The 22,167-nt window shown below is 63.6% G+C and carries 23 protein-coding genes, 1 tRNA gene and 1 pseudogene; 13 read left to right on the plus strand and 12 right to left on the minus strand.

All coding sequences use genetic code 11. The annotated features are described in order from the left end of the window. Positions 1 to 8: 8 nt before the first annotated feature. Both AC4GYS_RS09265 and ald read right to left on the minus strand, forming a co-directional pair. Positions 9 to 233, minus strand: coding sequence for a DUF3072 domain-containing protein (locus AC4GYS_RS09265; RefSeq protein WP_491108797.1), 225 nt, complete (start codon positions 231 to 233; stop codon positions 9 to 11). Positions 234 to 296: 63 nt separating this feature from the next. Beyond that, positions 297 to 1,400: an alanine dehydrogenase gene (gene ald / locus AC4GYS_RS09270; RefSeq protein ID WP_491108798.1), complete on the minus strand. Its 1,104-nt coding sequence runs from the start codon at positions 1,398 to 1,400 to the stop codon at positions 297 to 299. A gap of 122 nt (positions 1,401 to 1,522) precedes the next feature. Between ald and AC4GYS_RS09275 the strand changes: the two genes are divergently transcribed. Genes AC4GYS_RS09275 through AC4GYS_RS09285 form a run of 3 tightly spaced genes read left to right on the plus strand, consistent with a single transcriptional unit; the run spans position 1,523 to position 4,572 of the window. Then, positions 1,523 to 3,475 (plus strand): potassium transporter Kup, encoded by a 1,953-nt coding sequence (locus AC4GYS_RS09275; RefSeq protein WP_491108799.1) that lies wholly within the window; start codon positions 1,523 to 1,525, stop codon positions 3,473 to 3,475. Positions 3,476 to 3,511: 36 nt separating this feature from the next. Further along, positions 3,512 to 4,075 (plus strand): PRC-barrel domain-containing protein, encoded by a 564-nt coding sequence (locus AC4GYS_RS09280; RefSeq protein WP_491108800.1) that lies wholly within the window; start codon positions 3,512 to 3,514, stop codon positions 4,073 to 4,075. After that, entirely contained in the window at positions 4,072 to 4,572 is a 501-nt protein-coding gene (locus AC4GYS_RS09285) for a 2'-5' RNA ligase family protein (protein WP_491108801.1), read from the plus strand. The genes AC4GYS_RS09280 and AC4GYS_RS09285 overlap by 4 nt, the downstream gene beginning before the upstream one ends. On the opposite strand, the gene AC4GYS_RS09290 is transcribed toward AC4GYS_RS09285, so the two are convergent. Then, positions 4,569 to 4,988, minus strand: coding sequence for a DUF3775 domain-containing protein (locus AC4GYS_RS09290; protein ID WP_491108802.1), 420 nt, complete (start codon positions 4,986 to 4,988; stop codon positions 4,569 to 4,571). The genes AC4GYS_RS09285 and AC4GYS_RS09290 overlap by 4 nt on opposite strands. 15 nt (positions 4,989 to 5,003) lie before the next feature. Here AC4GYS_RS09290 and AC4GYS_RS09295 point away from each other — a divergent pair, with 15 nt between their 5' ends. From AC4GYS_RS09295 to AC4GYS_RS09310, 4 genes are all read left to right on the plus strand, one after another. Then, positions 5,004 to 5,150 carry a hypothetical protein gene (locus AC4GYS_RS09295; protein ID WP_491108803.1) on the plus strand — a complete coding sequence of 49 codons (147 nt, stop codon included), beginning with the start codon at positions 5,004 to 5,006 and terminating at the stop codon, positions 5,148 to 5,150. After that, positions 5,141 to 5,217, plus strand: a tRNA-Met gene (locus AC4GYS_RS09300). The genes AC4GYS_RS09295 and AC4GYS_RS09300 overlap by 10 nt, the downstream gene beginning before the upstream one ends. 336 nt (positions 5,218 to 5,553) lie before the next feature. Continuing rightward, complete coding sequence (locus AC4GYS_RS09305; RefSeq protein ID WP_491108804.1) at positions 5,554 to 6,294, plus strand: DUF5131 family protein; 741 nt, start codon at positions 5,554 to 5,556, stop codon at positions 6,292 to 6,294. Positions 6,295 to 6,305: 11 nt separating this feature from the next. Beyond that, the gene (locus AC4GYS_RS09310) at positions 6,306 to 7,409 is read left to right on the plus strand and encodes a three-Cys-motif partner protein TcmP (protein ID WP_491108805.1); all 1,104 of its coding nucleotides are present in this window, start codon (positions 6,306 to 6,308) and stop codon (positions 7,407 to 7,409) included. Between the two features lie 164 nt (positions 7,410 to 7,573). Here AC4GYS_RS09310 and AC4GYS_RS09315 read toward each other — a convergent pair whose 3' ends face one another. Continuing rightward, a complete protein-coding gene (locus tag AC4GYS_RS09315) occupies positions 7,574 to 8,047 on the minus strand; it encodes an energy transducer TonB (RefSeq protein ID WP_491108806.1) in 474 nt (157 codons plus the stop codon). Between the two features lie 313 nt (positions 8,048 to 8,360). Between AC4GYS_RS09315 and proS the strand changes: the two genes are divergently transcribed. The 5 genes from proS (at position 8,361) to dnaE (ending at position 16,346) form a co-directional block, all read left to right on the plus strand. Then, the gene (gene proS / locus AC4GYS_RS09320) at positions 8,361 to 9,683 is read left to right on the plus strand and encodes a proline--tRNA ligase (RefSeq protein ID WP_491108807.1); all 1,323 of its coding nucleotides are present in this window, start codon (positions 8,361 to 8,363) and stop codon (positions 9,681 to 9,683) included. Beyond that, on the plus strand, positions 9,680 to 10,930 hold the full coding sequence (locus AC4GYS_RS09325) for a lipoprotein-releasing ABC transporter permease subunit (RefSeq protein WP_491108808.1): 1,251 nt from the start codon (positions 9,680 to 9,682) through the stop codon (positions 10,928 to 10,930). The genes proS and AC4GYS_RS09325 overlap by 4 nt, the downstream gene beginning before the upstream one ends. Then, a complete protein-coding gene (locus AC4GYS_RS09330; protein WP_491108809.1) occupies positions 10,923 to 11,597 on the plus strand; it encodes an ABC transporter ATP-binding protein in 675 nt (224 codons plus the stop codon). Before AC4GYS_RS09325 ends, AC4GYS_RS09330 begins: the two co-directional genes overlap by 8 nt. A gap of 36 nt (positions 11,598 to 11,633) precedes the next feature. Beyond that, positions 11,634 to 12,815 carry a lysozyme inhibitor LprI family protein gene (locus AC4GYS_RS09335; RefSeq protein ID WP_491108810.1) on the plus strand — a complete coding sequence of 394 codons (1,182 nt, stop codon included), beginning with the start codon at positions 11,634 to 11,636 and terminating at the stop codon, positions 12,813 to 12,815. Positions 12,816 to 12,884: 69 nt separating this feature from the next. Continuing rightward, positions 12,885 to 16,346 carry a DNA polymerase III subunit alpha gene (dnaE, locus tag AC4GYS_RS09340; protein ID WP_491108811.1) on the plus strand — a complete coding sequence of 1,154 codons (3,462 nt, stop codon included), beginning with the start codon at positions 12,885 to 12,887 and terminating at the stop codon, positions 16,344 to 16,346. Between the two features lie 71 nt (positions 16,347 to 16,417). Here dnaE and AC4GYS_RS09345 read toward each other — a convergent pair whose 3' ends face one another. The 8 genes and pseudogenes from AC4GYS_RS09345 to AC4GYS_RS09380 all read right to left on the minus strand — a co-directional run bounded on the left by AC4GYS_RS09345 (position 16,418) and on the right by AC4GYS_RS09380 (position 21,665). Then, a complete protein-coding gene (locus AC4GYS_RS09345) occupies positions 16,418 to 17,077 on the minus strand; it encodes a hemerythrin domain-containing protein (protein WP_491108812.1) in 660 nt (219 codons plus the stop codon). 362 nt (positions 17,078 to 17,439) lie between these two features. After that, a pseudogene (gene mtgA / locus AC4GYS_RS09350) lies at positions 17,440 to 18,168 on the minus strand (monofunctional biosynthetic peptidoglycan transglycosylase); the annotation flags it as partial. A gap of 45 nt (positions 18,169 to 18,213) precedes the next feature. Further along, positions 18,214 to 18,426, minus strand: coding sequence for a hypothetical protein (locus AC4GYS_RS09355; protein ID WP_491108813.1), 213 nt, complete (start codon positions 18,424 to 18,426; stop codon positions 18,214 to 18,216). A gap of 62 nt (positions 18,427 to 18,488) precedes the next feature. After that, the gene (locus AC4GYS_RS09360) at positions 18,489 to 19,010 is read right to left on the minus strand and encodes a pyridoxamine 5'-phosphate oxidase family protein (RefSeq protein WP_491108814.1); all 522 of its coding nucleotides are present in this window, start codon (positions 19,008 to 19,010) and stop codon (positions 18,489 to 18,491) included. A gap of 56 nt (positions 19,011 to 19,066) precedes the next feature. Then, positions 19,067 to 19,759 carry an NYN domain-containing protein gene (locus tag AC4GYS_RS09365; RefSeq protein ID WP_491108815.1) on the minus strand — a complete coding sequence of 231 codons (693 nt, stop codon included), beginning with the start codon at positions 19,757 to 19,759 and terminating at the stop codon, positions 19,067 to 19,069. Further along, the gene (locus AC4GYS_RS09370) at positions 19,756 to 20,391 is read right to left on the minus strand and encodes a carbonic anhydrase (protein ID WP_491108816.1); all 636 of its coding nucleotides are present in this window, start codon (positions 20,389 to 20,391) and stop codon (positions 19,756 to 19,758) included. Before AC4GYS_RS09370 ends, AC4GYS_RS09365 begins: the two co-directional genes overlap by 4 nt. Then, positions 20,391 to 20,699 (minus strand): DUF190 domain-containing protein, encoded by a 309-nt coding sequence (locus AC4GYS_RS09375; protein ID WP_491108817.1) that lies wholly within the window; start codon positions 20,697 to 20,699, stop codon positions 20,391 to 20,393. Before AC4GYS_RS09375 ends, AC4GYS_RS09370 begins: the two co-directional genes overlap by 1 nt. 6 nt (positions 20,700 to 20,705) lie before the next feature. Continuing rightward, positions 20,706 to 21,665 (minus strand): sodium-dependent bicarbonate transport family permease, encoded by a 960-nt coding sequence (locus AC4GYS_RS09380; protein ID WP_491108818.1) that lies wholly within the window; start codon positions 21,663 to 21,665, stop codon positions 20,706 to 20,708. Positions 21,666 to 21,816: 151 nt separating this feature from the next. Here AC4GYS_RS09380 and AC4GYS_RS09385 point away from each other — a divergent pair, with 151 nt between their 5' ends. Further along, positions 21,817 to 22,149 carry a YMGG-like glycine zipper-containing protein gene (locus AC4GYS_RS09385; protein ID WP_491108819.1) on the plus strand — a complete coding sequence of 111 codons (333 nt, stop codon included), beginning with the start codon at positions 21,817 to 21,819 and terminating at the stop codon, positions 22,147 to 22,149. The last annotated feature ends 18 nt before the right edge of the window (positions 22,150 to 22,167 follow it).

Raw genomic sequence — 22,167 nt, forward strand, 5'->3', positions numbered from 1 at the left:
GCGCTCGGCTATTCGCCGCGTCCGGTTTTGTCCTGAAGTTCGTCGATCCTCTTGGACGCATCGGCCTTGGAAAGGTCGGGGTCGAATTCCTCGCCCGCCTCTTCCGAGAGGGTTTGCAGATAGGACGCCTGCGCGCCGGTCATCGGCTCACCGCCGGTGGTCCAATTGTCAGGATCTTTGACGGCGTTGCCGGTCGGATGGGCCTTGGGATTATCGTCCGGCTGATCGGTCATTGGTGCACCTTTTCCATGATTTGAGTTGGTGCACCAACGCCAGTGTTCCTGTTCCGTTCCGCTTCAGGCGGCGGCGGAGAATGGCAGGTCGAGGGCTTCCGCCACGGCCTCGTGCCGGATTTTGCCGTCGGACACGTTCAGGCCGTTGGCAAGGTGCGGATCCTGCCGCATCGCCTCGGCCGCGCCCAACGACGCCAGCTTCAGCGCGAAGGGGAGAGTCGCATTATTGAGCGCGAACGCCGACGTCCGCGAAACCGCCCCGGGCATGTTGGCGACGCAATAATGAATGATGCCGTCCACCTCGAACACCGGATCATCGTGCGTGGTCGCGTGCGAGGTTTCGAAGCAGCCGCCCTGATCGATGGCGATGTCGACGAGCACGCTGCCGCGCTTCATGGTCTTGAGCATGTCGCGCGTGACAAGCTTTGGAGCGGCTGCACCGGGGACCAGCACCGCGCCGATCACCAGCTCGGCCTCCTCGACAGCCTTGGCGATCGCAGCGCGCGAGGCATAGGCGGTCTTGATCTGCGAGCTGAAGAACATGTCCAGCTCGGCCAGCCGGTCGTTGTTGATGTCGTAGATGGTGACATCGGCGCGCATGCCGACCGCCATCTGCGCTGCGTTGACGCCCGACACGCCGCCGCCGAGGATCGCGACCTTGGCGGGGGACACGCCGGGCACGCCGCCGAGCAGGACGCCGCGGCCACCCTGTTCCTTTTCGAGATAATGGGCGCCGACCTGAACGCTCATTCGGCCGGCGACCTCGCTCATCGGCTTGAGGAGGGGCAGGGCGCCCGAGCGGGAAGTCACCGTTTCATAGGCGATGCAGGTCGCGCCGGAACTCATCAGACCCTCCGCCTGCGGCTTGTCCGCGGCGAGGTGGAGATAGGTGAACAACAGGTGCCGCGGTTCGAGCAGCGCGATCTCCGACGGTTGCGGTTCCTTCACCTTGACGATCATCTCGGCCGCGCCGAACACCTCGGCAGCGGTCGGCAAGATCGTCGCGCCGGCCCTTTGATAGGCCCCATCCGGACAATCGATGCCGTTACCGGCGCCGGTTTCCACGAACAGCTCGTGACCGGCGGCGACCAGCTCCTTGACGGACGCCGGGGTCAGGCCGACACGGTATTCGTGGTTCTTGATCTCCTTGGGCACACCGACGCGCATCGTTCGTTCGCTTTCTTCGTGAAAGATATTGTGAGGATCGGGCGCGCCTATAGACCGGCTTCATGCGGCATTTCCAGCCGATTGCGGGAAGCTGACGCTCCTGCTAGGGCGCGCCGCCGCTCATGAACATCACCGCACAAGGAGCTGCCGTGCCTCCCAACGAGGAGGTAACGGCCACCGAGCACGCCGCCGGGCATGCGCCGCAGGGGTCGCTGGCCAAGCTGGCGCTCGGCGCGGTGGGCATCGTGTTCGGTGATATCGGGACGTCCCCGATCTACGCATTCCGGGAAACCTTCGCCGGTCACCATCAGCTCGCGCCGGATCAGCTGCATATCTACGGCGTCTTGAGCCTGATTTTCTGGTCGATGATGATCATCGTCAGCCTGAAGTATGTCACGATCATCATGCGGGCCGACAACAAGGGCGAGGGGGGCAGCCTTGCCCTGCTTGCCCTGATCAACCGGTCGACCAGCGATAAGCGACGGTGGACGGCGGGGATCGTCATGCTCGGCGTGTTCGCCACCGCGCTGTTTTACGGCGACAGCATGATCACGCCGGCCATTTCGGTGCTGTCGGCGGTGGAGGGGCTGACGACCGTCAATCCGGCGTTCGAGCCTTTCGTCCTTCCGCTGGCGATCGGGATCCTGATCTGCCTGTTCGCCATTCAACGGAGGGGGACGGCGAAGGTCGGAAACCTGTTCAGTCCGATCATGCTGATCTACTTCGCGACGCTCGGCGTTCTGGGCATCGCCCATGTCAGCGCTTATCCCAGCCTGCTGCTGGAGATGCTGAATCCCGGGAACGCGCTTGCCTTTTACGTCGCCGAGCCGCTGCCCGCTTTCATTGCCATGGGTTCCGTGGTGCTCGCAGTGACCGGAGCAGAAGCGCTGTACGCGGACATGGGGCATTTCGGTCGCCGCCCGATCCGATACGCCTGGATGGGCGTGGTGGTGTGCCTCCTGCTCAACTATCTCGGGCAGGGCGCGATGCTGCTCTCGCTCAGCCCGGCCGAGGCGGCGGAGCGGGTCAAGAACCCGTTCTTCTTCCTTGCCCCGGATTCGCTTCGGCTCCCGCTGGTGCTGCTTGCCACCTGTGCGACCATCATCGCCAGCCAGGCGGTCATCAGCGGGGCGTTCTCCGTCACGCAGCAGGCGATCCAGCTCGGCTTCATTCCGCGTCTGCGCATCACGCACACCAGCGAGACTGCTGCCGGCCAGATCTACATCCCGGTCATCAACTGGGCGCTGATGATCATGGTCATCCTGTTGGTCGTGACGTTCCAGAGTTCGTCCAACCTTGCCGCCGCCTATGGCATCGCGGTCACCGGCGCGATGTTCATCGACACCCTGCTGCTGGCCGTTGTGCTCAGCGCGCTGTGGAAGTGGCCGGCCTGGAAGGCCTGGCCGTTGATTGGCCTGTTCCTGCTGGTGGACGTCACTTACTTCGGCGCCAACCTGCTCAAGGTCCCCGACGGAGGCTGGTTCCCGCTGCTGATCGGCGCCATCGCCTTCACCATGCTGACGACCTGGGCGAAGGGTCGCAAACTGATGCTCGACCGTATGGCGGAAGCCAGCCTGCCGATGGAGGTCTTCATCAAGTCGGCTGCCGCAAGCGCCACCCGCGTGCCGGGCACCGCCGTTTTCATGACCAGTTCGGCCAAGGGCGTGCCGCACGCACTTCTCCACAACCTTAAGCACAACAAGGTGCTGCACGAACGCGTGATGCTGCTGACCGTGCGGATCGAGGACGTGCCATTCGTCGCGGCGGAAAAGCGCCTCCAGACCGAGGATTATGGTTCGGGCTTCTTCCGGGTCATGCTCCGCTATGGCTTCATGGAAGAGATCGACGTGCCTGCGGAGTTGCAGAAGCTGGAACGCTGCGGCCCGAAAGCGAAGATGATGGACACCAGCTTCTTCCTCGCGCGCCAGACGTTGATTGCCTCCTCGCGCCCCGGAATGGCGCTGTGGCGTGAACGGTTGTTCGCCTGGATGCTTCGCAATGCCGAAAGCGCGATGGAGTTTTTCAAGCTGCCGACCAACCGGGTCGTCGAATTGGGCAGCCAGGTCGAAATTTAAAGCTGAACCTCGAGCCCTCCGGCTGGTTGGGGGCGCATGGATCAGCTTGCCTCATGGATCGCAACCGCCGCCACCATCATTGCCGCGTGCATGACCGCGTCCAACCTTGGATCACGGATCACCGGCTACGGCTTCATCGTCTTCACGGTCGGATCGCTCGCTTGGCTGGCGACTGGCGCGCTGACCGGCCAGCCGGCGCTTGTCTGGACCAATATCGTCATGACGTTCCTGAACCTGTTCGGCGTCTGGCGCTGGCTGGGACGGCAGGCGCGGGTCGAGGACGGTGCGGCCAAGGCGTCGGAGAAAAGCGAGGCGATGCCGACCGAAACCCTTTTTCCGGCGTCGTCCCTCACGTCCGCGAAGCTGCTGACTGCGGAGGGACAGGAGCTCGGGCGGACGGTCGATGCAATGCTCGGCTGCGGCAGCGGACGGGTTAGCTATCTCGTCATCGCGCGCGGTGGACTGGCCGGGGTGGGGGAGACGTTCCGACGCCTCGACTGGTCCAAGGTGCGCGTTCACGATGGTGCGGTGAAGTTGACCGGGGATCTGGATTTGTCGCGCCTGCCGCAGCTGGAAAAGGATAATTGGCCCGGCCGATGAGCGCATTGATCGTCACGGCCGAGCTCGGGCCAGAAGATTTCGCCTGGCTCGATGGTCAGCGTCGCCGTTATTTTCCGCCTGAGCGCAATCAGCTGAGCGCCCATCTGACAATGTTTCACGCACTCCCGCCATCGGCTGAAACCGAGGCCCGGGGTGTGCTGGCCAGGCTGGCGGCGCAGCCGCGACCGCAAGCGGAGATCGCGGGGCTGATGAACCTGGGGCGGGGCGTGGCCTATCGCGTGGTGTCGACCGAGCTCGATTCCATCCGGGCCGAGATCGCCGAACATTTCCGCGGCAGCCTGACCGCGCAGGACGCGCAGGGCTGGCGACCGCACGTCACGGTCATGAACAAGGCCGCCCCACGCGAGGCCAAGGCATTGCTTGACGAGCTAAGCCCGTCATTCCGGCCAAGGCCCCTCATCATCGCGGGGCTGGCATTGCACCGTTACCTTGGCGGCCCGTGGGACAAACTCGGCAGCTGGAGCTTCCGCGGCTAGCTCAAGTCCCCGACACCCTCGCAGGTCAGCTCGAAGGCTGCCATGCCGGCCTCAAGAACCGAAGCGAGCATCGGCATGTCGAGCAGCTGGTCGACCGCCCCGCCGGCGCGGATCTCATCGTTGGCCTCACTGATCGCTTCGTCCCAGTCGCCGGCATCGTAAGTGCCTTGGCCGACCCAGCAGAAGGCCAGGATTTCGGCCAGCTGATCCTCGCCCAGATCATCGAGCGCGGCGCGCAGTTCTTCCTCCACGCCGTCGTTGATGTCGTCGTCGAGGACCGACAGCGCGCCTTCCTCTTCGTCGTCGACATTGTCGGCGGCCTCACCGCCGTCATAATCGGTCGGCGTCTGGGCTTCATACTCCCGCGCCCGCAAGATGATGCGGCAAAGGGTATCGAGCGAGGTCAGCGGGTCCATTCATTCCTCCTGTTCGTGAATCGTAACACGAAGGAAGGCGAAGCGTTCCGCTGCGTTGACCGGCCCAAAACCCCCGCCTATATGCCCGCCCGCACCCCGATGGGGTCGCCCTTGTACAGCGCGGTCGGCCGAAAGGTCGTCGGCCTTCTTGGGGCGGAGTAGCTCAGCTGGTTAGAGCAGCGGAATCATAATCCGCGTGTCGGGGGTTCAAGTCCCTCCTCCGCTACCATTCTCAAAACCCTCAGAAAAACGCGGTTTTTTCTGGGGTTTTTCTTGCTCAAAATCTGACAAAACGATCGGACTGGAGGGGCGTTTTGGGACTGGAAGTGCTACACTGAGTGCTACATTCGCGACCCCGAAAATGGACTAAATGACGGCTGATACGACACGCGGAATAGGCACCCGCGGGATACTCGATCGACACGCGGAATAGGATTCCGCAAGTCACTGTCCGACACGCAGAATAAAAGTCCGCATGTCGGATGTTATACCGCTATCGATCCACTTACCTGTTCCTATTTCGTTCAAGCTGAGTTACGATTGAATACTCGCGAGGGGAGGGGGCTTGGCCGAGAACACTCAAATCGAATGGACCGACGCGACGTGGAATCCAGTTACGGGTTGCACGAAGATCTCTCGCGGCTGCGACCATTGCTACGCAGAACGCTTTTCAGAGCGGTTCCGCGGGGTGGTTGGGCATCCCTTCGAGCACGGCTTCGACCTTACACTGCGGCCCGAGCGGATACGTCAGCCGTTAGGTTGGCGACGGCCACGGATGATTTTCGTGAACTCGATGAGCGATCTCTTTCACAAGGAGATCCCAACGAGTTTCGTCGATGAAGTGTTCGATACAATGGAGCAGGCCACCTGGCACACCTTCCAGGTGCTCACTAAGCGAAGCTCTTTGATGCGCGACTATCTGCGCACGCGGTATCGCGAACGGAGACCGCCGGCTCACATTTGGTGCGGAGTGACCGTTGAGGACGCACAAAGCCGCAGCCGAATTGACCACCTTCGCGAAGCCACGGCAATGATCCGATTCCTGTCCGTTGAGCCGATGCTAGGCGATATTGGGCCGGTTAATTTGTCAGGCATCGATTGGGTCATTTGCGGCGGGGAATCAGGCCCTCGCGCCAGGCCAATTGATCCTGCTTGGGTTAGATCGTTGAGGGACCAGTGCGTCTCACAAGGGGTCGCATTCTTCTTCAAGCAATGGGGCGGTCACCGTCCAAAGTCTGGAGGCCGCATTTTGGACGGCCGCGAGTGGAACTCCTTCCCACAGGAGGTCTCCGCCTCAGTTGCGTAACAGGTGGTGATATGGATGCATTGAGCGCCCACAGTTGGGACATTGAACCTCATACCGAGGCAAAGCTTGCAATCTTGTCAGCGTATTTGCGCGCTTGGTTTCCAATCTTGAGCCTCGGTGGGTTCCAGCGCGTCATCTACATCGATGGGTTCGATGGACCTGGTCGCTACAATGGCGGCCAAGACGGATCCCCCATCCTCGCACTCAAGGCGCTCGCCTCTCAACGGCTCACGCTAAACTCGGACTTCGAGTTCCATTTTGTGGAGTTGGATCCCAATCGAGCCGCCACTCTGAAGGCCAACATTGAATCATTGCGGGGAGCTGGCGGCGTGCCAGAACGCGCCGAAATTCACATTCACGAAGGGGTGTCGTTCGAGGAAGCATACGAAAGCAAAATTCGATCACGGCTGGCCAAGGCGCATAATGCGCCGGCGTTCGCGCTCATTGACCCCTTCGGCTGGACCGGAATCCCAATGCGCGTCGTGGCCGAACTCATCAACAGGCCGGTGACCGAAGTGCTCGTGAACTTCATGTTCGAGGAAATTAATCGCTTTCTGGCTCACCGAGACCAGCCGCAGAACTTCGATAAGCTCTTCGGCGGTGGCGATTGGAGGAAAGCTTGTGATCTGGCCGGACTGCCTCGCAAGCGCTTTGTCCATGATTACTACCGGGACCAACTTCATACGGTGGGCGGGGCGCGGTTTGTCAGATCCTTCGAGATGAGAAACGCGCGCGGCCTGGTCGATTATTTCCTTTTCTTCGCGACGAAGGGCCCAAAGGGTCTGGCGAAAATGAAGGAGGCTATGTGGAAGGTCGATCCAGAGGGAGGGCTGTCCTTCTCGGACGCGACTAATCCCAATCAAACCACCCTGTTCGCATCAGAGCCTGATCGCGGGTTACTGCGTCGATTGATCGTCCAAAAATTCAAAGGCTCGCGAATATCTATCAGCGAGGTTGAACGATTTGTCATTGAGGAGACGCCGTTCACAGCCTCTCATTATAAAAAGGTTCTCAAGGAACTTGAGACCGATGGAGAGCTGTCGGTTCCGTATCCGCCATCGGGGCGCAAGCAGGGCACCTTCGCCGTCCCGGGCATGACGGTTCTAATAGGATAAGGCGTTGTATCAGGTGGCACGCATGCACGTACGAAAAATAAGTGCTACACTGACTATATTCGACCTATAGAAAACTACATTTTTAATACTTAGGTCGTTACGCACACGGAATCAAAATCCGCTTGTCGGGGGTTCAAGTCCCTCCTCCGCTACCATCATCCACCTTATTGCTCGGGCAGTACCCAGCGGATCCGCCCGGCCAATTCGCCTCGGGTCGGACGCCCGTCACGGTCGAGCGCGGGCCAGGCCCTGACGCGCTTGGCCAGGATCCGGCAGGTTTGCCGATCCAGGGTGGCAGATCCGCTGCTCCGCCGGATCACGCAGCGCGTGACGCGACCGCGGGCGTTGATGGTCAATGCAAAGGCCACCGTGCCCTGCTCGTCGTTGCGGATCGCCTGAACGGGATAATCTTCCGTGCGAAACAGCTGCGGGAGGTCGGCGACCGGCGTCGTTACCGGGGGCCGGACGGGCGCGGTGGAGGTTTCGGCGACGGGTTCGTCGACCTCTTCGGTCCAATCCTGCTGCCATGACCAGAAGGCCACTGCACCGATCAGCGCTGCGGCGATCGGCAGGGCAGCCGAGGAACGGGGCGGCTGCACCGGCGAGCGGGGGTCGGGTCTGGATCTTCGATCCTGCACATGCGGCTCCTTGCACTCATGCAAACGCCCGGGCCTTTCGACCCGGGCGTCCGCGTGACGATTGCTCGTCAGCCCCCTTTGGAGTGTTGCCTGCCCCCTGAAGCGGCCCTGAAGCCCGCCCGAAGCAGCCCTCCCGAACATGACTGGCCTCGAAGCCGGCCATGGTCGCTTGGTGAAAGGAAGGCTAGGGTCACTCTCGCCCTGTTGTCACGCTCAAACGGCAGGGAAGCCACAAATCAGCACTTCCTGTGACGTTCGCGCCACAGCAACGCTCCATTGCCTGTTCATTCAGGCCGCCCTAGAGCGCCGCACCATGCGCCTCTCCCAAGCCTTTCTTCCCGTCCTCAAGGAAAGCCCGTCCGACGCCCAGATCGTCAGTCACAAACTGATGCTGCGCGCGGGTCTGGTTCGCCAGACCGCCGCGGGAATCTACGCGTGGTTGCCGCTGGGCTACCGAGTGCTCCGAAAGATCGAGCAGATCGTACGGGAGGAGCAGGATCGGGCCGGCGCGATCGAGTTGCTGATGCCGACCTTGCAGTCCGCCGACCTGTGGCGCGAGAGTGGCCGGTACGACGCCTATGGCCCGGAGATGCTGCGCATCCGCGACCGGCACGACCGCGAAATGTTGTATGGTCCGACCAACGAAGAACTGATCACCGTTCTGTTCCGGGATGAGGTCCGATCCTATCGCGACTTGCCGCGGACGCTTTACCACATCCAGTGGAAATTCCGGGACGAGGTCCGGCCGCGCTTCGGCGTGATGCGGGGCCGCGAATTCCTGATGAAGGACGCCTACAGCTTCGACCTCGATGAGGCCGGCGCTCGGCTCAGCTATTACCGGCAGATGCTGGCCTATCTGCGGACCTTCCAGCGGATGGGTATCCAGGCGGTGCCGATGCGGGCTGCCAACGGGCCGATCGGCGGCGACCTCAGCCACGAGTTCATCGTGCTTGCGCCGACCGGTGAGAGCGAGGTGTTCTACGATGCCGCCTACGATGGCTTCGACTGGAGCCAGGCCGATCTCCACTATGAGGACGAAGCCGGCCTGCAACAATTGTTCGACCGGGTGAACTCGACCTATGCGGCGACCGACGAGACCCACGACGAAGGCCGCTGGGCCCAGGTTGCGGGCGACCGGCAGCGGACGGGCCGCGGCATCGAGGTTGGTCACATCTTCTACTTCGGCACCAAATACAGCGAGGCGATGGGCCTCAAGGTGTCGGGCTCCGACGGCGGCATGGTGACGCCCCACATGGGTAGCTACGGCGTCGGCGTATCGCGGCTGGTCGGTGCGATCATCGAGGCGAGCCACGACGACGCCGGCATCGTCTGGCCGGAAGAAGTGGCGCCGTGGAAGGTCGGGATCGTGACCATGCGCGGCGACGATCAGGCTTCACAGGAGGCTTCCGAGGACCTCTACAGGCGCCTGACCGACGCCGGCGTCGACACGCTTTTGGACGACCGGGACGAGCGGGGCGGGGCCAAGCTGGCGGGCATGGACCTAATGGGCCTGCCCTGGCAGGTCATCATCGGGCCCCGAGGCCTTGCGAGCGGTGTGGTGGAGCTCAAGAACCGCCGTTCGGGCGAGAAACAGGAACTCAGCATCGACAGCGCGCTGGCGAGGCTCACGGCGTGATCCTCAATCGCTACGAACGCACCATTGCCAAGCGATATCTCCTCCCCGGCAAGGGCGAGGGGTTCATCTTTCTGGTCGCCGCCATCAGCCTGGGCGCGGTGGCGCTGGGCGTGGCCGCCCTGATCATCGTGATGAGTGTCATGAACGGCTTCCGCGCGGAGCTGTTCGACAAGATCGTCGGCCTGAACGGTCACGCGGTGGTCCAGGGCTACGACGGGCGCCTGCCGGATTGGCAGCGGGTCGCCGGCGAAGCGCGCAAGGTGCCGGGGGTAACGTCGGCGCTGCCGCTCATCGAGCAGCCGCTGATGGCGAGCGCCAACGGGCGGGTCGAAGGCGTGCTGGTGCGCGGAATGCGGGTGCAGGACATCCGCTCGACCCCGGTCATCAGCAACAATGTGAAGTCGGGCGATATCCGCTCGCTGACCCCGGGCAGCAACCGGGTGGCGATCGGAACCCGCCTCGCGGAGTCGCTCGGCACCTATCCCGGCGGCGAGATCAGCCTGATCAGTCCGGAAGGCCGGGCCACCCCGGTCGGAACGGTTCCGCGGATCGTCAGCTATACGGTGGCCGCGACGTTCGAGGTCGGCGTCTACGACTACGACAACGCGTTCGTGATCATGCCCATGGAGGACGCCCAGAACCTCCTCATGCTGGGGGACGACGTCGGCATGATCGAAGTCGAGGTCACCGAGCCGGACAAGATTGCCGAGCAGCTGCCCGCGCTCCAACGGATCGTGCAGGGGGCAGGCGCAGTGACGGACTGGAGGTCAATGAACGCGGCGCTGTTCGAGACGCTCGAAGTGGAACGCGTCGCCATGTTCGTGGTGCTGTCGCTGATCATCCTGGTGGCGGTGTTCAACATCTTGTCGTCGCTGATCATGATGGTGCGGGCAAAAACCCGCGACATCGCGATCCTGCGCACCATGGGCGCCAGCCGCCGGGCGATGATGAAGATCTTCGTGACCGTGGGCGTCACCATCGGTTCGCTGGGGGTCATCCTTGGCACCATCCTGGGGTCCATCTTCCTGTTCTTCCGGCAGAGCGTGGTGAATTTCATCCAGCTGGTGACCGGCCAGAACCTGTGGGATCCGTCGGTCCGCTTCCTGTCGGAATTGCCCAGCAAGACCGATCCGGTCGAAGTCGGGGCGATCGTCGTCCTGGCGCTGCTGCTGTCCTTCCTGTCGACGCTCTACCCCGCCTGGAAGGCGGCGAGCACCGATCCCGTTCAGGTATTGCGTTATGAGTGAGCCGGTTCTTGAAACGCGCGGTCTGCAGCGCAGCTTCACGCAGGGCGACGTCACCATCGCGGTGCTGCGCGGGATCGATCTGGCGGTCCAGCCGGGCGAGATCGTCGCGCTTCTTGGTCCCTCAGGGTCAGGCAAATCGACGCTTTTGCAGGCGGTGGGTCTGCTGGAGGGCGGGTTTTCAGGGTCGATCCGGATCACCGGCACGCAGGCCGAGAACCTGGATACGGATGCGCGGACCGAACTTCGGCGGGACGCACTCGGCTTCGTCTATCAGTTCCATCACCTGTTGCCCGACTTCAACGCGACCGAGAACGTCATGCTGCCGCAGCTGATCCGGAATGCCGAGCCGGATGAAGCGAGGAAGCGTGCCGAGCAGTTGCTGACCACCCTTGGCCTCGGCGCGCGGCTCGATCATCGCCCGGCCAAGCTGTCGGGCGGCGAGCAGCAGCGGGTGGCCGTTGCGCGGGCGCTCGCCAACCGCCCGCCACTGGTGCTGGCCGACGAGCCGACCGGCAATCTGGACGAGGCGACGGCCGACGTGGTGCTTGCCGAGTTCCTGGGCCTGGTGCGAGGCGAGGGAAGTGCGGCGCTGGTGGCGACCCACAATGAGCGGCTGGCGGCCAAAATGGACCGGGTCGTACGGCTCCACGAGGGCCTGCTCAGCTGATTGAGACCAAAGCGGCGCCGGAGCGTTGCGCGTCTTATGCCTGATCGTTTCAACGAACCGCCATATGATCCTCGTCTCGATCCCCGCGACCGTCGGTACGACCCGCGCTTCGATCCGCGCGAGGATCCCCGCTTCGAGCGCGACTATGATCCGCGGCAGGATCCGCGATATGATTATCGCGATGCCAATGGCGCTCGTTCCGAACTTCCGCCCGGTTACCGGCGAGGCGATAGCCGGGTCCCACCGCCGGCGCGCAAACCGCGCATCCCGTTGTGGGCGATCCTCGCTGGGCTGGTTGCACTGCTGCTGGTCGGCTTCTTTGCCTATCGCCTGACCCAGGCTGGACCCGGCGAGGACCGCCTCAATGAGAATGCGACGGGAATGGCTGCCGCCGACGCCTCCACCGCAGAAGAGCGGTGCGGCAGTCAACGGACTTATGACCTCGTCAAGCAACAGCTCTTCCGCCAGGCGGCCCAGATCCGCGGTTCCGATCAGGCCGCGTTCGACCGGCTGTCGGCCTATGCCGCGGTAAGGGTGACATCGCCGGTCCTGCGGCGCGAGGACGCAGAATTGGGCACGGTCGTGTGCGGTGGCACCGTCGCGCTCGACCTGCCACCGGGGGTCGGGGTGGTCGGCGGGCGCCGCACCCTGCAGGCTAATGTCGACTATTCGCTTCAGCCGGCGGCAGACGGTAGCGGCGACGTGGTCACCTTGACCGGCGCTGATGCGATCATTGTGCCATTGGCGACGCTTGCCCGAACCGGCAGCCAGCCTGGATTGCCGCAGGCCCAGCCGCAGCCGGGCCAGCCGCAGCCCGAGCCCGTGCAGCCGGGAGCGATCGTGCCGCCGACCCCGGGGCGCGCGTCCAATCCGGCCCCGCCACCCGCAAGCGCGATAGAGCCGGGTCCGACCGCGCCCGCTCCGGTCGAGCAATCCAGCGCCCGGCCCAGCTTTAATTGCGCGCGAGCCCGCACCCGCGGCGAGATCGCGGTCTGCAGCGACAGCGGCTTGGCATCGCTGGACCGGCAGATGGCCGACTTTTTCAATACGACCCGCCGCAGCGCCGATCCGCAGACCCGTGCCTTGCTCGATCGGACCCGGGTCCGCTTCTTGGCTTTCCGTGACCGGTGCAGCACCGATCGCTGCATCGCGGACGCTTATCGTGGGCGGATCACGGAGATCAGGGATATCGCGGATGGCCGCTGGCGGGAGCAATAACCTCGCTTAGCTGGGGATAAGTCGCGCGCTTCAGCTTCCACTCAGGCACCGTGCTCCTATAGTCCGGCCATGGTCTTCGTTCCGCTGCGGGTTTTCTCCTCCTTCACCATGCTGGAAGGAGCGATGGAGCCCAAGGATATCGCCAAGCATGCGCGAAAGCTGGGGCTTCCAGCGGTCGGGCTGACCGACCGCAATGGTCTTTATGCGGCGATGGCTTTCTCCGAATATTGCTCGGCCGAGGGGGTGCAGCCGATCATCGGGGCCACCCTTGGTCTGGCGCGGCCAGCCGACGTTCCCGGCGCGGGCGTGGACTGGATTGTCCTGCTGGCCAAGGACGAGGCCGGTTATGCGAACCTCTGCCGGCTCGTTTCGGCAGCGCATATGGATCGGCCCGACGATCAGCTTCCCCATGTCTCGCTCGCAGCGTTGCAGGAGTTGTCCGACGGCTTGATCGGGTTGACCGCGGGTGGGGAAGGGGGCGTGGTCCGCCTGCTTGCCGATGGTCAGGCGACGGCTGCGCGCGACTATCTGGCGCGGCTGGCGGCCATATTCTCCGATCGGCTCTATGTCGAAGTGTCGCGACGCGGCGATGCGGCCGAGGAGGCGGCGGAAGCGCCTTTGATCGATCTTGCCTATACGCTCGACCTGCCGTTGGTCGCAACCAATCCGGCACTTTATGCCGAACCCTCGTTCCACGCCGCCCATGACGCGCTGCTGTGTATCGCCAACAGCTCGCAGGTCGATAATGCGGATCGGCCGACGTCCAGCCAGGACGCCTGGCTCAAGCCCGCCGCCGAGATGGAACGATTGTTCGCGGACCTTCCAGAAGCGATCGCCAATACGGCAGTGATCGCCCAGCGGTGTGCGGTCGCCGCGCCCAAGCGCAAGCCCATCCTGCCGCGCCTCAGCGACGACGAGGACGAGCAGCTTCGGCGCGACGCGCATGCCGGGCTCGCCGTTCGGCTGGAAGGCCGGAGCGAGGAAGATCAGGCCCGCTATCGCGAGCGGCTCGATTTCGAGATCGACGTGATCGCGCGGATGGGTTTTTCAGGATACTTCCTGATCGTCGCCGACTTCATCAAATGGGCGAAGGCCAACGACATTCCGGTCGGCCCGGGCCGCGGCTCCGGCGCGGGTTCGGCAGTCGCCTGGGCGCTGACCATTACCGATCTCGACCCGATCGAGCTCAACCTGCTGTTCGAGCGCTTCCTCAATCCGGAACGCGTGTCGATGCCCGACTTCGACATCGACTTTTGCGAAACGCACCGGGACAAGGTCATCGCTTACGTCCAGCGCAAATATGGCCGCGATCGGGTGGCGCAGATCATCACGTTCGGGCGGTTGAAGGCGCGCGCGGTTCTGAAGGACACCGGCCGCGTGCTGCAGATGAGCTATGGCCATGTCGATCGCCTGGCCAAGCTGGTTCCCAGCCACCCCACCGACCCGTGGACACTCGACCGCGCGCTTGGTCGCCGCAAGGACAAGCCGAACGATCTGGTTCCGGAGCTGGTCACGGAAATCCGGGACGACGCCACGGTGAAGCGGCTGTTCGAATTGGCAATGAAGCTGGAGGGCTTGCCGCGGCACGCCTCGACGCACGCGGCAGGCGTGGTGATCGGGGATCGCCCCCTGCAGGAGCTGGTGCCTTTGCACCGCGACCCGCGCTCCGACATGCCGGTCACGCAATTCGACATGAAGCATGTCGAAGCGGCGGGGCTGGTGAAGTTCGACTTCCTCGGGCTGAAGACGCTGTCGGTCCTGAAAGAAGGGCAGCGGCTACTCCGCCAGCGTGGGGTCGACGTCGAGTACGACCGGCTGACCTGGGACGATCCTGAAGTCTACAAGCTGCTCCAGCGGGGCGACACCGTCGGCGTGTTCCAGCTGGAATCCGAAGGCATGCGGCGGACGCTGGCGGCGGTCAGACCTACCAGCTTCGGTGACATCATCGCGCTGGTCTCGCTGTACCGTCCGGGTCCGATGGATAACATCCCCTTGTTCGGCGACCGCAAGAATGGCCGAGCCAAGATCGAATATCCCCATCCGCTGCTCGAAGGCGTGCTGAGCGAGACTTACGGCATCTTCGTTTATCAGGAACAGGTCATGCAGGCCGCGCAGGTGCTGGCCGGCTACAGCCTGGGCGAAGCAGATCTTCTGCGCCGCGCAATGGGTAAGAAGATCCAGGCCGAGATGGACGCGCAGCGTGCACGCTTCGTCGAAGGCTGCGGGGCGCACGACATCACGCCGGCCAAGGGCAATGAATTGTTCGACTTGATCGACAAGTTTGCCGGCTATGGCTTCAATAAGTCGCACGCGGCCGCCTATGCGCTGGTCGCTTACCATACCGCCTGGTTGAAGGCGCATCACCCGGCCGAATTCTTCGCCGCTTCGATGAGCTACGACATTCACCAGACGGACAAGCTTTGCCTGTTCGTGGACGACCTCCGCCGGCTGGGCCTGGAACTGTTGCCGCCCGATGTGAACGCCAGTCGAGCGGACTTCAATGTCGAGGGCGGGGCCGTCCGCTATGCGCTTGGAGCTCTCAAGGGCGTCGGCGAAAAGGCGATGGCCGACCTGGTGGCCGAGCGCGAGGGAACTGGCCCGTTCAAGAGTTTGGACGATTTTGCCGAGCGCATCGATCCACGTCTGCTCAACCGCCGGCAACTCGAAAGCCTTGCGGCAGCGGGGGCGTTCGATCGTCTCAATCCGGATCGTGCGACCGTACACGCGGGGGTCGAGACGATCTTGGCGCACGCCGCGTCCGCCCATGAGCAGCGGTCGAGCGGGCAGGGAGGCCTGTTCGGCGGCGCGGGGGAAAGCGAGGTTGCCCCCATTCGACTGCCCAGGGACGCGCGCTGGACCCTGGCCGAACGGATGGCGGCCGAGCGGGATGCCTTTGGCTTTTACTTCTCGGCCCATCCGGTGGACCACCATCGCCACCTGCTTGCTGCCCATAAGGTGCGATGCTTCAGCGAACTTGGGTCCGTGCCCTTGCCTGCCGACGGCGCGCGGGCCGGAGCAACGATGGCCGGGCTGATCGAAGAAGCCCGCTGGCGCACGTCGCAGCGCGGACGGCGCTTCCTGATGGCCCGCCTGTCCGATGCATCCGGTCAGTTTGACGCGACCGTATTCGACGACGATGCAGCGGCTGCGGTCGAGGCTGCCGCAAAGCAGGGTCAATGCGGCTTGTTGACGGTCGAACTCGACCGCAAGCCCGGCGAGGAACAGCCGCGGGTGACGATCCGCAAGTTCCAGGCCCTCGACGATCTCGCCAAGCGCAGCCGGCTCGAGTTGTTGATCCGAAGTGCGGACCCGGCCAGCGCCACGGCGATCGGGGCGGAGTTGGCTCGGGCGGAAGGTGGCGGCACAGGGATGGTGCGGCTGATCGCGCTGCTGGCTGACGGACGTGAAGCCATGCTGTTGCTCGGCAAGAATTATCTGCTCGACGCCGAACTCGTAGCCCGGTTGGAGCGGATCACCGGCGAAGGCAGCGTTACGCTCAGTGCGGCCGAGCCGCTGCGGCTGGTCGGATAAGGAAGGGCGAAACGAGCAGCGCCCGTTTCGCCCGTCCTCAACTTATGAAAACGCATAACCCTTTCAGAGGGTTACAGCATTTTCATGCCTTCCTTGTTCATCAGCGCGGTGATCTTCTTGTCCTGTTCCTCGCTCAGCGCCTGCTTGAAGCGCGGGAAGACCTGTTCTTCCTCCATCCGGGCGTGTTCCTCGACAAGGTCACGGAATTCGCGAACCCGGCCAAGGAATTCCGGGGAATCCTTGGGCATGTTTTCAAGTTCATAGAGGAAGGTCTTCACATAGCCATGCTCATGTTCGAGGTGGTCGGCGTCGACCGTCTCATTCGCCTGGCGCAAGGCCGGATAGACGACCTGCTCTTCCTGATGCGCATGCTTGTTCAGTGCGTAGTGGATGGTCTTGACCAGCGAGGCGCGCTTGGCCGTTTCGTCGTCGTCCGTTTCCAGCAGCAGATCGAACTTGGCCAACGTCGCCTTGTGTTCGAGCTTCAGGATTTCATCCCACTCGTTGCCCGCCATCATCGACTCAGACGTCTGCTGCAGGAACTTGCGAGCCCAATTTGCGCCGATCCCGATCACCGCGCCGGCGGCGAGCGCACCAAGCAGTGGAGCGGCACCGCTGTTACCATTGCCGAAATTGAAGGCGCTACGATCGGTTGAGCGATTGCCGCTTTTGCGGTCACGACGATTGTCGGACGCGTGGGTCCGATCGCGGGTTCCGTTACGCGTAGCCATACCAATTCTCCTTGAGGAAACTTCGACTGCTCAACCGACGGGTCGGCGGGCGCGTTCCTCTTGCGAGTTGTTTGCAGCTACGCCGCGTTGAGCTCGGGATCGACCGGCGACTGAGTTTCTTCCGGAGCGGGGGCGGGGACGGGGGCGGACTCGGCATCCGCTTCAGGCGTTGCCGTCTCGTCAACCGCGCGCTCCGGGAGGGCCTGGTCGAGCTCTCCGGCCGGCTGCTCCTGCGGCAGATCGCGGATGACCTCCTCGACCGGAGGAAGCGGCCGGTCGCTTTCATATTCCTCGCCGGGCACGGTCGCTCGGCGGCGGCTTGGCGGCGGGGCCCGGTCGGCGGGGGCTTCCGCGCCGCGATACACGCAAGCATCGAGCCCGTCGCGCCCGACCACGCCGATCCGCGCAGCGATGGTGTTGCCGTAACGGCGGGTGAAGCCCTGCGGCGCGATGGCTCCGCGTTCCTTGGGCAAGGGGAGCACCGCCGCGATCCGCGCCGCCTCCTGCCTGGTCAAGGCGCTGGCGTCATGACCGTAATAGCGCTGGGCACCCGCGTTCACGCCATAGGTGCCGATCCCGGTCTCGGCGACGTTGAGGTAGACCTCCATGATCCGCCGCTTGCCCCAGATTTGTTCGATCAGGAAGGTGAACCAGGCTTCGACCCCCTTGCGGGCGTAGCCACCGCCCTGCCACAGAAAGACGTTCTTGGCGGTCTGCTGGCTGATCGTCGATCCGCCGCGGATGCGTCCGCCTGATGCATTGCGCTGCATCGCGTCTTCGATCGCCTCGAAGTCGAAGCCGGAATGCTGGCAGAACTTGCTGTCTTCCGCAGCGATCGATGCGCGCACCATGTCGCGGTCAATCCGATCGAGACCCATCCACTCCCGTTCGGCGCCCCGACCAGCCACCAAGTCGCTTACCATCGTTGCGGTGATCGGCGGGTTGATGAAGCGATAGGCGACCACCCAAAGGACCGACAGCAGGAGCAGCGCGACGATCAGCTTGAGGAGGAATAGGAAAATACGCGCCGGAAGCGACCGGCGACTGGAACGCTTGTAGCGGGGAATGGCGGGGGAGGAGCGGCGAGCCATTCCGACCGGCTAGCGAGCAGGTGGCGGCATGTCGAGCGTGCGTACTCAGCCCCCGTGGGTGCGCAACGATTTCACCCGGCGGTCGTAGTTATCGGCCATGTTCCGCAACACCTCGGACGCTTGCTTGTCGGAGATGCCACGCGCCAACCGGCGACACTGCTCGGCCTTGCCGGATAGCGCACTGATTTCCTGATTGGGCATGCGCTGGTCCTGAGATGGATAATGGGTCGCCACGTCAAACACCCAATGCATATTCACGTGTCGGGTTCCCGACTCTGCGTGAAGAGCCGGGAACTTGTGACGCAGCGGCAACAGTTCGCTTACAGCGCAACTTCCGCCTGGTTCTCGCGCTGGTGATCCTTACCCGGATCGCGACCGAGCATCGTCAGGGCAGCCGCGAACAGGGTGGCCCCGGCCTCCGCCTTCCAGATGTCGGCGCGCGAGGTGTCGAACCGCACGAGCTGCAGGTCGGGATCGTCCTTTCCGTCCTTGTACCAGCTGGCAATGATCGGATTCCACAATTTCTCCACCATGGCCCGGTCGTCGACGGGCTCCAGCGTGCCATGGATGTGGGCGAACAGGTCGTGGCCCTTGGACGCATAAGTGGCGACCGCACGCTTGCTTTCGGACAGGCCCTGAACAAGCGCCTCGGACTTGGCGCCGAAGAAATAGATCGTGCCGCCGTCCTTCTTGTCGTCACCGTCGGCGTAGTCGATCTGCGCGGTCCAGGGGCGGGTGCGGCTGTCCTCGACGCCCTGCAGGCCGATCATCACGAAGGGGGAGCTTGCCAGCTCCTTCCAGAACAGTTCCTTCAGTTCCTGCGCGCGTTCGGCGTCGGCCATGACATTCTCCAGTCAGTTGTTTGGCCAACCGAACGGGACAGGCGCGGCGAGGTTCCCTAGCGCAGCCGACGTACCAGCTGCTTGCCGTCCGCGGTCGCCTTGACGTCGAAATTTGGCAGTGACCGGACGAGGTCGCCAAGCCGCGAAAAGCCGTAATTCCGGGCGGCAAATGAGGAGACCGCCTTGGCCCGCTGCCCCATTTCGGACATGGAGGCGTAGCCGTCCTCGTCGCGCTTGCTGGCCTTCCACGCGTCGCCCAGCACCTTGATCAGATCTTCGTCGACGTCGGTCGCCTGAGTGTCTCCATTCTCGGGTCGGGTAAGGGCGGCAACGTCATAGAAACGGGTGCAGCTGTTCTGGAAGCTGATCGGTGTCTTGGACGTCCCGAAACCATAAACGGGCAGCCCGTCTTCTCGAATGCGTTGCGCCAGCGGCAGGAAGTCGCTGTCGGACGACATGATGCCGAACCCGTCGACATGGCCACGAAACAGCAGGTCCATGGCGTCAATCGTCATTCGCATGTCGGTCGCCGATTTGCCCTTCACGACGTCGAATTGCTGCATTGGGACGATCGAGTGGGCGTTGCTAAGCGTTCCCCAGCCTTTCAGCGCCGGTTTTTGCCAATTGCCGTACGCCCGCCGGATGTTGATCGTGCCAAGCTCCCCAAGCACCAGCAGCACTTCGTCCAGATGATCGGGCGACGCATTGTCCGCATCGATCAGCAAGGCGATGTTCGGCTCGGCGCTCACAGGACTTCCGCCGGTTCGGCGATCTCGTGGAAGGTGCCGGCCGCTTCATCGAGCTCCCACAACTTGCCGCCGGCAATCGCAAAGTGGCAGCCGTGCAGCTTCAGCTGGCCCGCCGCCTCGCGCTCGGCGACGAACGGGAAGGTGCGCAGGTTGGCAAGGCTGGTCTTGATGCCTTCCAGCTCCAGGGCGTGTTGCGGATCGGCGCTGTTGCTGGCCCGCACCCGCTCAAGCGCGGGATCGAGGAGGCCGATCCAGCGGTCGATAAAGATACGGTCGGGCTCGCCATGGCCTCCGAGCGCGGCCGCGACGCCGCCACAGGAGCCGTGCCCCATCACCACGATGTGTCGGACATTCAATTTCGCGACCGCGAATTCCAGGGCGGAACTGACGCCATGAAGCCCGCCGCCCTGCTCGTAGGGTGGCACGAGGTTGGCGACATTGCGCAAGATGAACGCCTGCCCCGGCTCGGTGTCGAAAATCGTCGCTGGGTCGACCCGACTGTCGCAGCAGCCGATGATCATTACCGGCGGGGCCTGGCCCGTGGCGAGCTTTTCCCAGCGGCGACGCTCGGTCTCGTAGCGGTCGGAACGAAACCGGTGGTAACCCTCAAGCAGGGCGCGGAATTCAGGCACTAGAAACGATCTCCACGAACGACTTCGACATCGGTGACGGTCAGCAACAACCGGTAGTCGGTCAGCAAAGGCGCGATGGCGTCGACCAGTTCCGCCGAATGCTCGGCCGATGCGATCGCCATGACGAGCTGCTTGGTCGCGGCCCCGGTCAATTCTTCTTCGGTCCATTGCCCGGTGCGTCCGCTACCCGACAGGGCGGGCAGAACCGTGTGGCCGCTGATGCCGGCCTGCGTCAGTGCCGCCACGATGCGCGGCACCAGCGGGCCATCCGCCAATATCTCGATCTTCTTGCGGGTCACGGTCTGCATCGATGGTCACCCCATGAACCTGGCGAGTGCGGCGAACAGAGGAATGCCCGCCACGATGTTGAACGGGAAGGTGATTCCAAGGCTCATCGACAGATAGATGCCCGGATCGGCTTCCGGCAAGGCAAGCCGCATGGCCGCAGGAACGGCGATGTAGGAGGCACTTGCGGCGAGAATTCCAAGCGTGGCCGCCGTCGCGACGTCTAATCCGAGCAGGGTAGCTGCCGTCACTCCGACCACTCCGTTGATCAACGGCAGGAACAGGGCAAGCCCCGCGAGGCGGGCGGTCAACGCCCTGGTGCCGATCAGGCGGCGAGCCGCGATCAGGCCCATGTCCAGCAGGAACAGGCACAGGATCCCGCGGTAGCCGACCTCGAACACCGGTGCGACGGGTGCAAAGCCGCTACGGCCGGCGATCGCCCCAATGATGAAGCTCCCCACCAGCAACACGACCGACCCGTTGAGGAACACTTCATGGAGCAGCCCGCTGCCCGTACCGGCGACGGGTTGGCGATTGTACGTTCGACGGGCGAGCATCAGTCCGGTGATGATGGCCGGGGTCTCCATCAGCGCCAGGACCGCCGCCATGTAACCCGGCACGGTGAGGCCCGCTCCCTTGAGCAACTCTACCGCAGTCACGAATGTCACCAGGCTGACCGAGCCATAGTGCGCCGCAACCGCGCCCGCGTTGGTCCCGTCGAGCCGGCCGAGGCTGCGGAGCAGGAAGAAGGCGGGGAGGGGGAGGAGAAAGGACAGCACCACTCCGGCCAGCGCGCTGAGACCCAGGTCGGCGGTGTAACCGCTCTCCGCAACCGATACGCCCCCTTTGAGGCCGATGGCAGCCATTAGGTAAATCGCCATGCCCTTGGCGATGGCTTCCGGGATGGAAAGGTCGGAGCGGGCAAAGCCGGCCGCCATGCCCAGCACGAAAAATAGGATGATCGGCGAAGTGAGCGTGTCTGCGATCATTCATGCCCCCGTTCCAGTCCGGCTAAAGCCCGGCTCCCGGCTTGGCAATCCGATTTGCTGAACCGGAGACAACGAAATTGCGCTGACGGAACGATCCGTCGGTTCGCGCGTCGGACCAGACGGAGTAGGGTGGCAAGTGGAGGAGATGGTAATGAATAAGGCTTTGCTTACGGCGGCACTCGTGGCCGGCGTGTCGGTCAGCGGTTGCGCGACCAGTCGCTATGGCGACCCTTACTATAATGGCGGGCAGACGCAGGCTGGCCGGGCAGCGACGGGCGCGGCGGTCGGCGCATTGGGCGGCGCAGCTGTCGGCGCGATCGTGCCGGGCGTGTCGCCGGTCACGGGCGCGATCGCCGGAGGCATCGCCGGTGCGGTCCTCGGCGCGGTGATCAACAACCGCCAATATTATCGCGATACACGCGGCTATTGCTATTACGTCGATGGAAACGGCCGTCCGATCTACGACTATAACGTTCGCTGCTAGTCCAGCATAAGGGTGGGG

Source organism: Sphingomonas sp. SP1, from assembly GCF_058313395.1.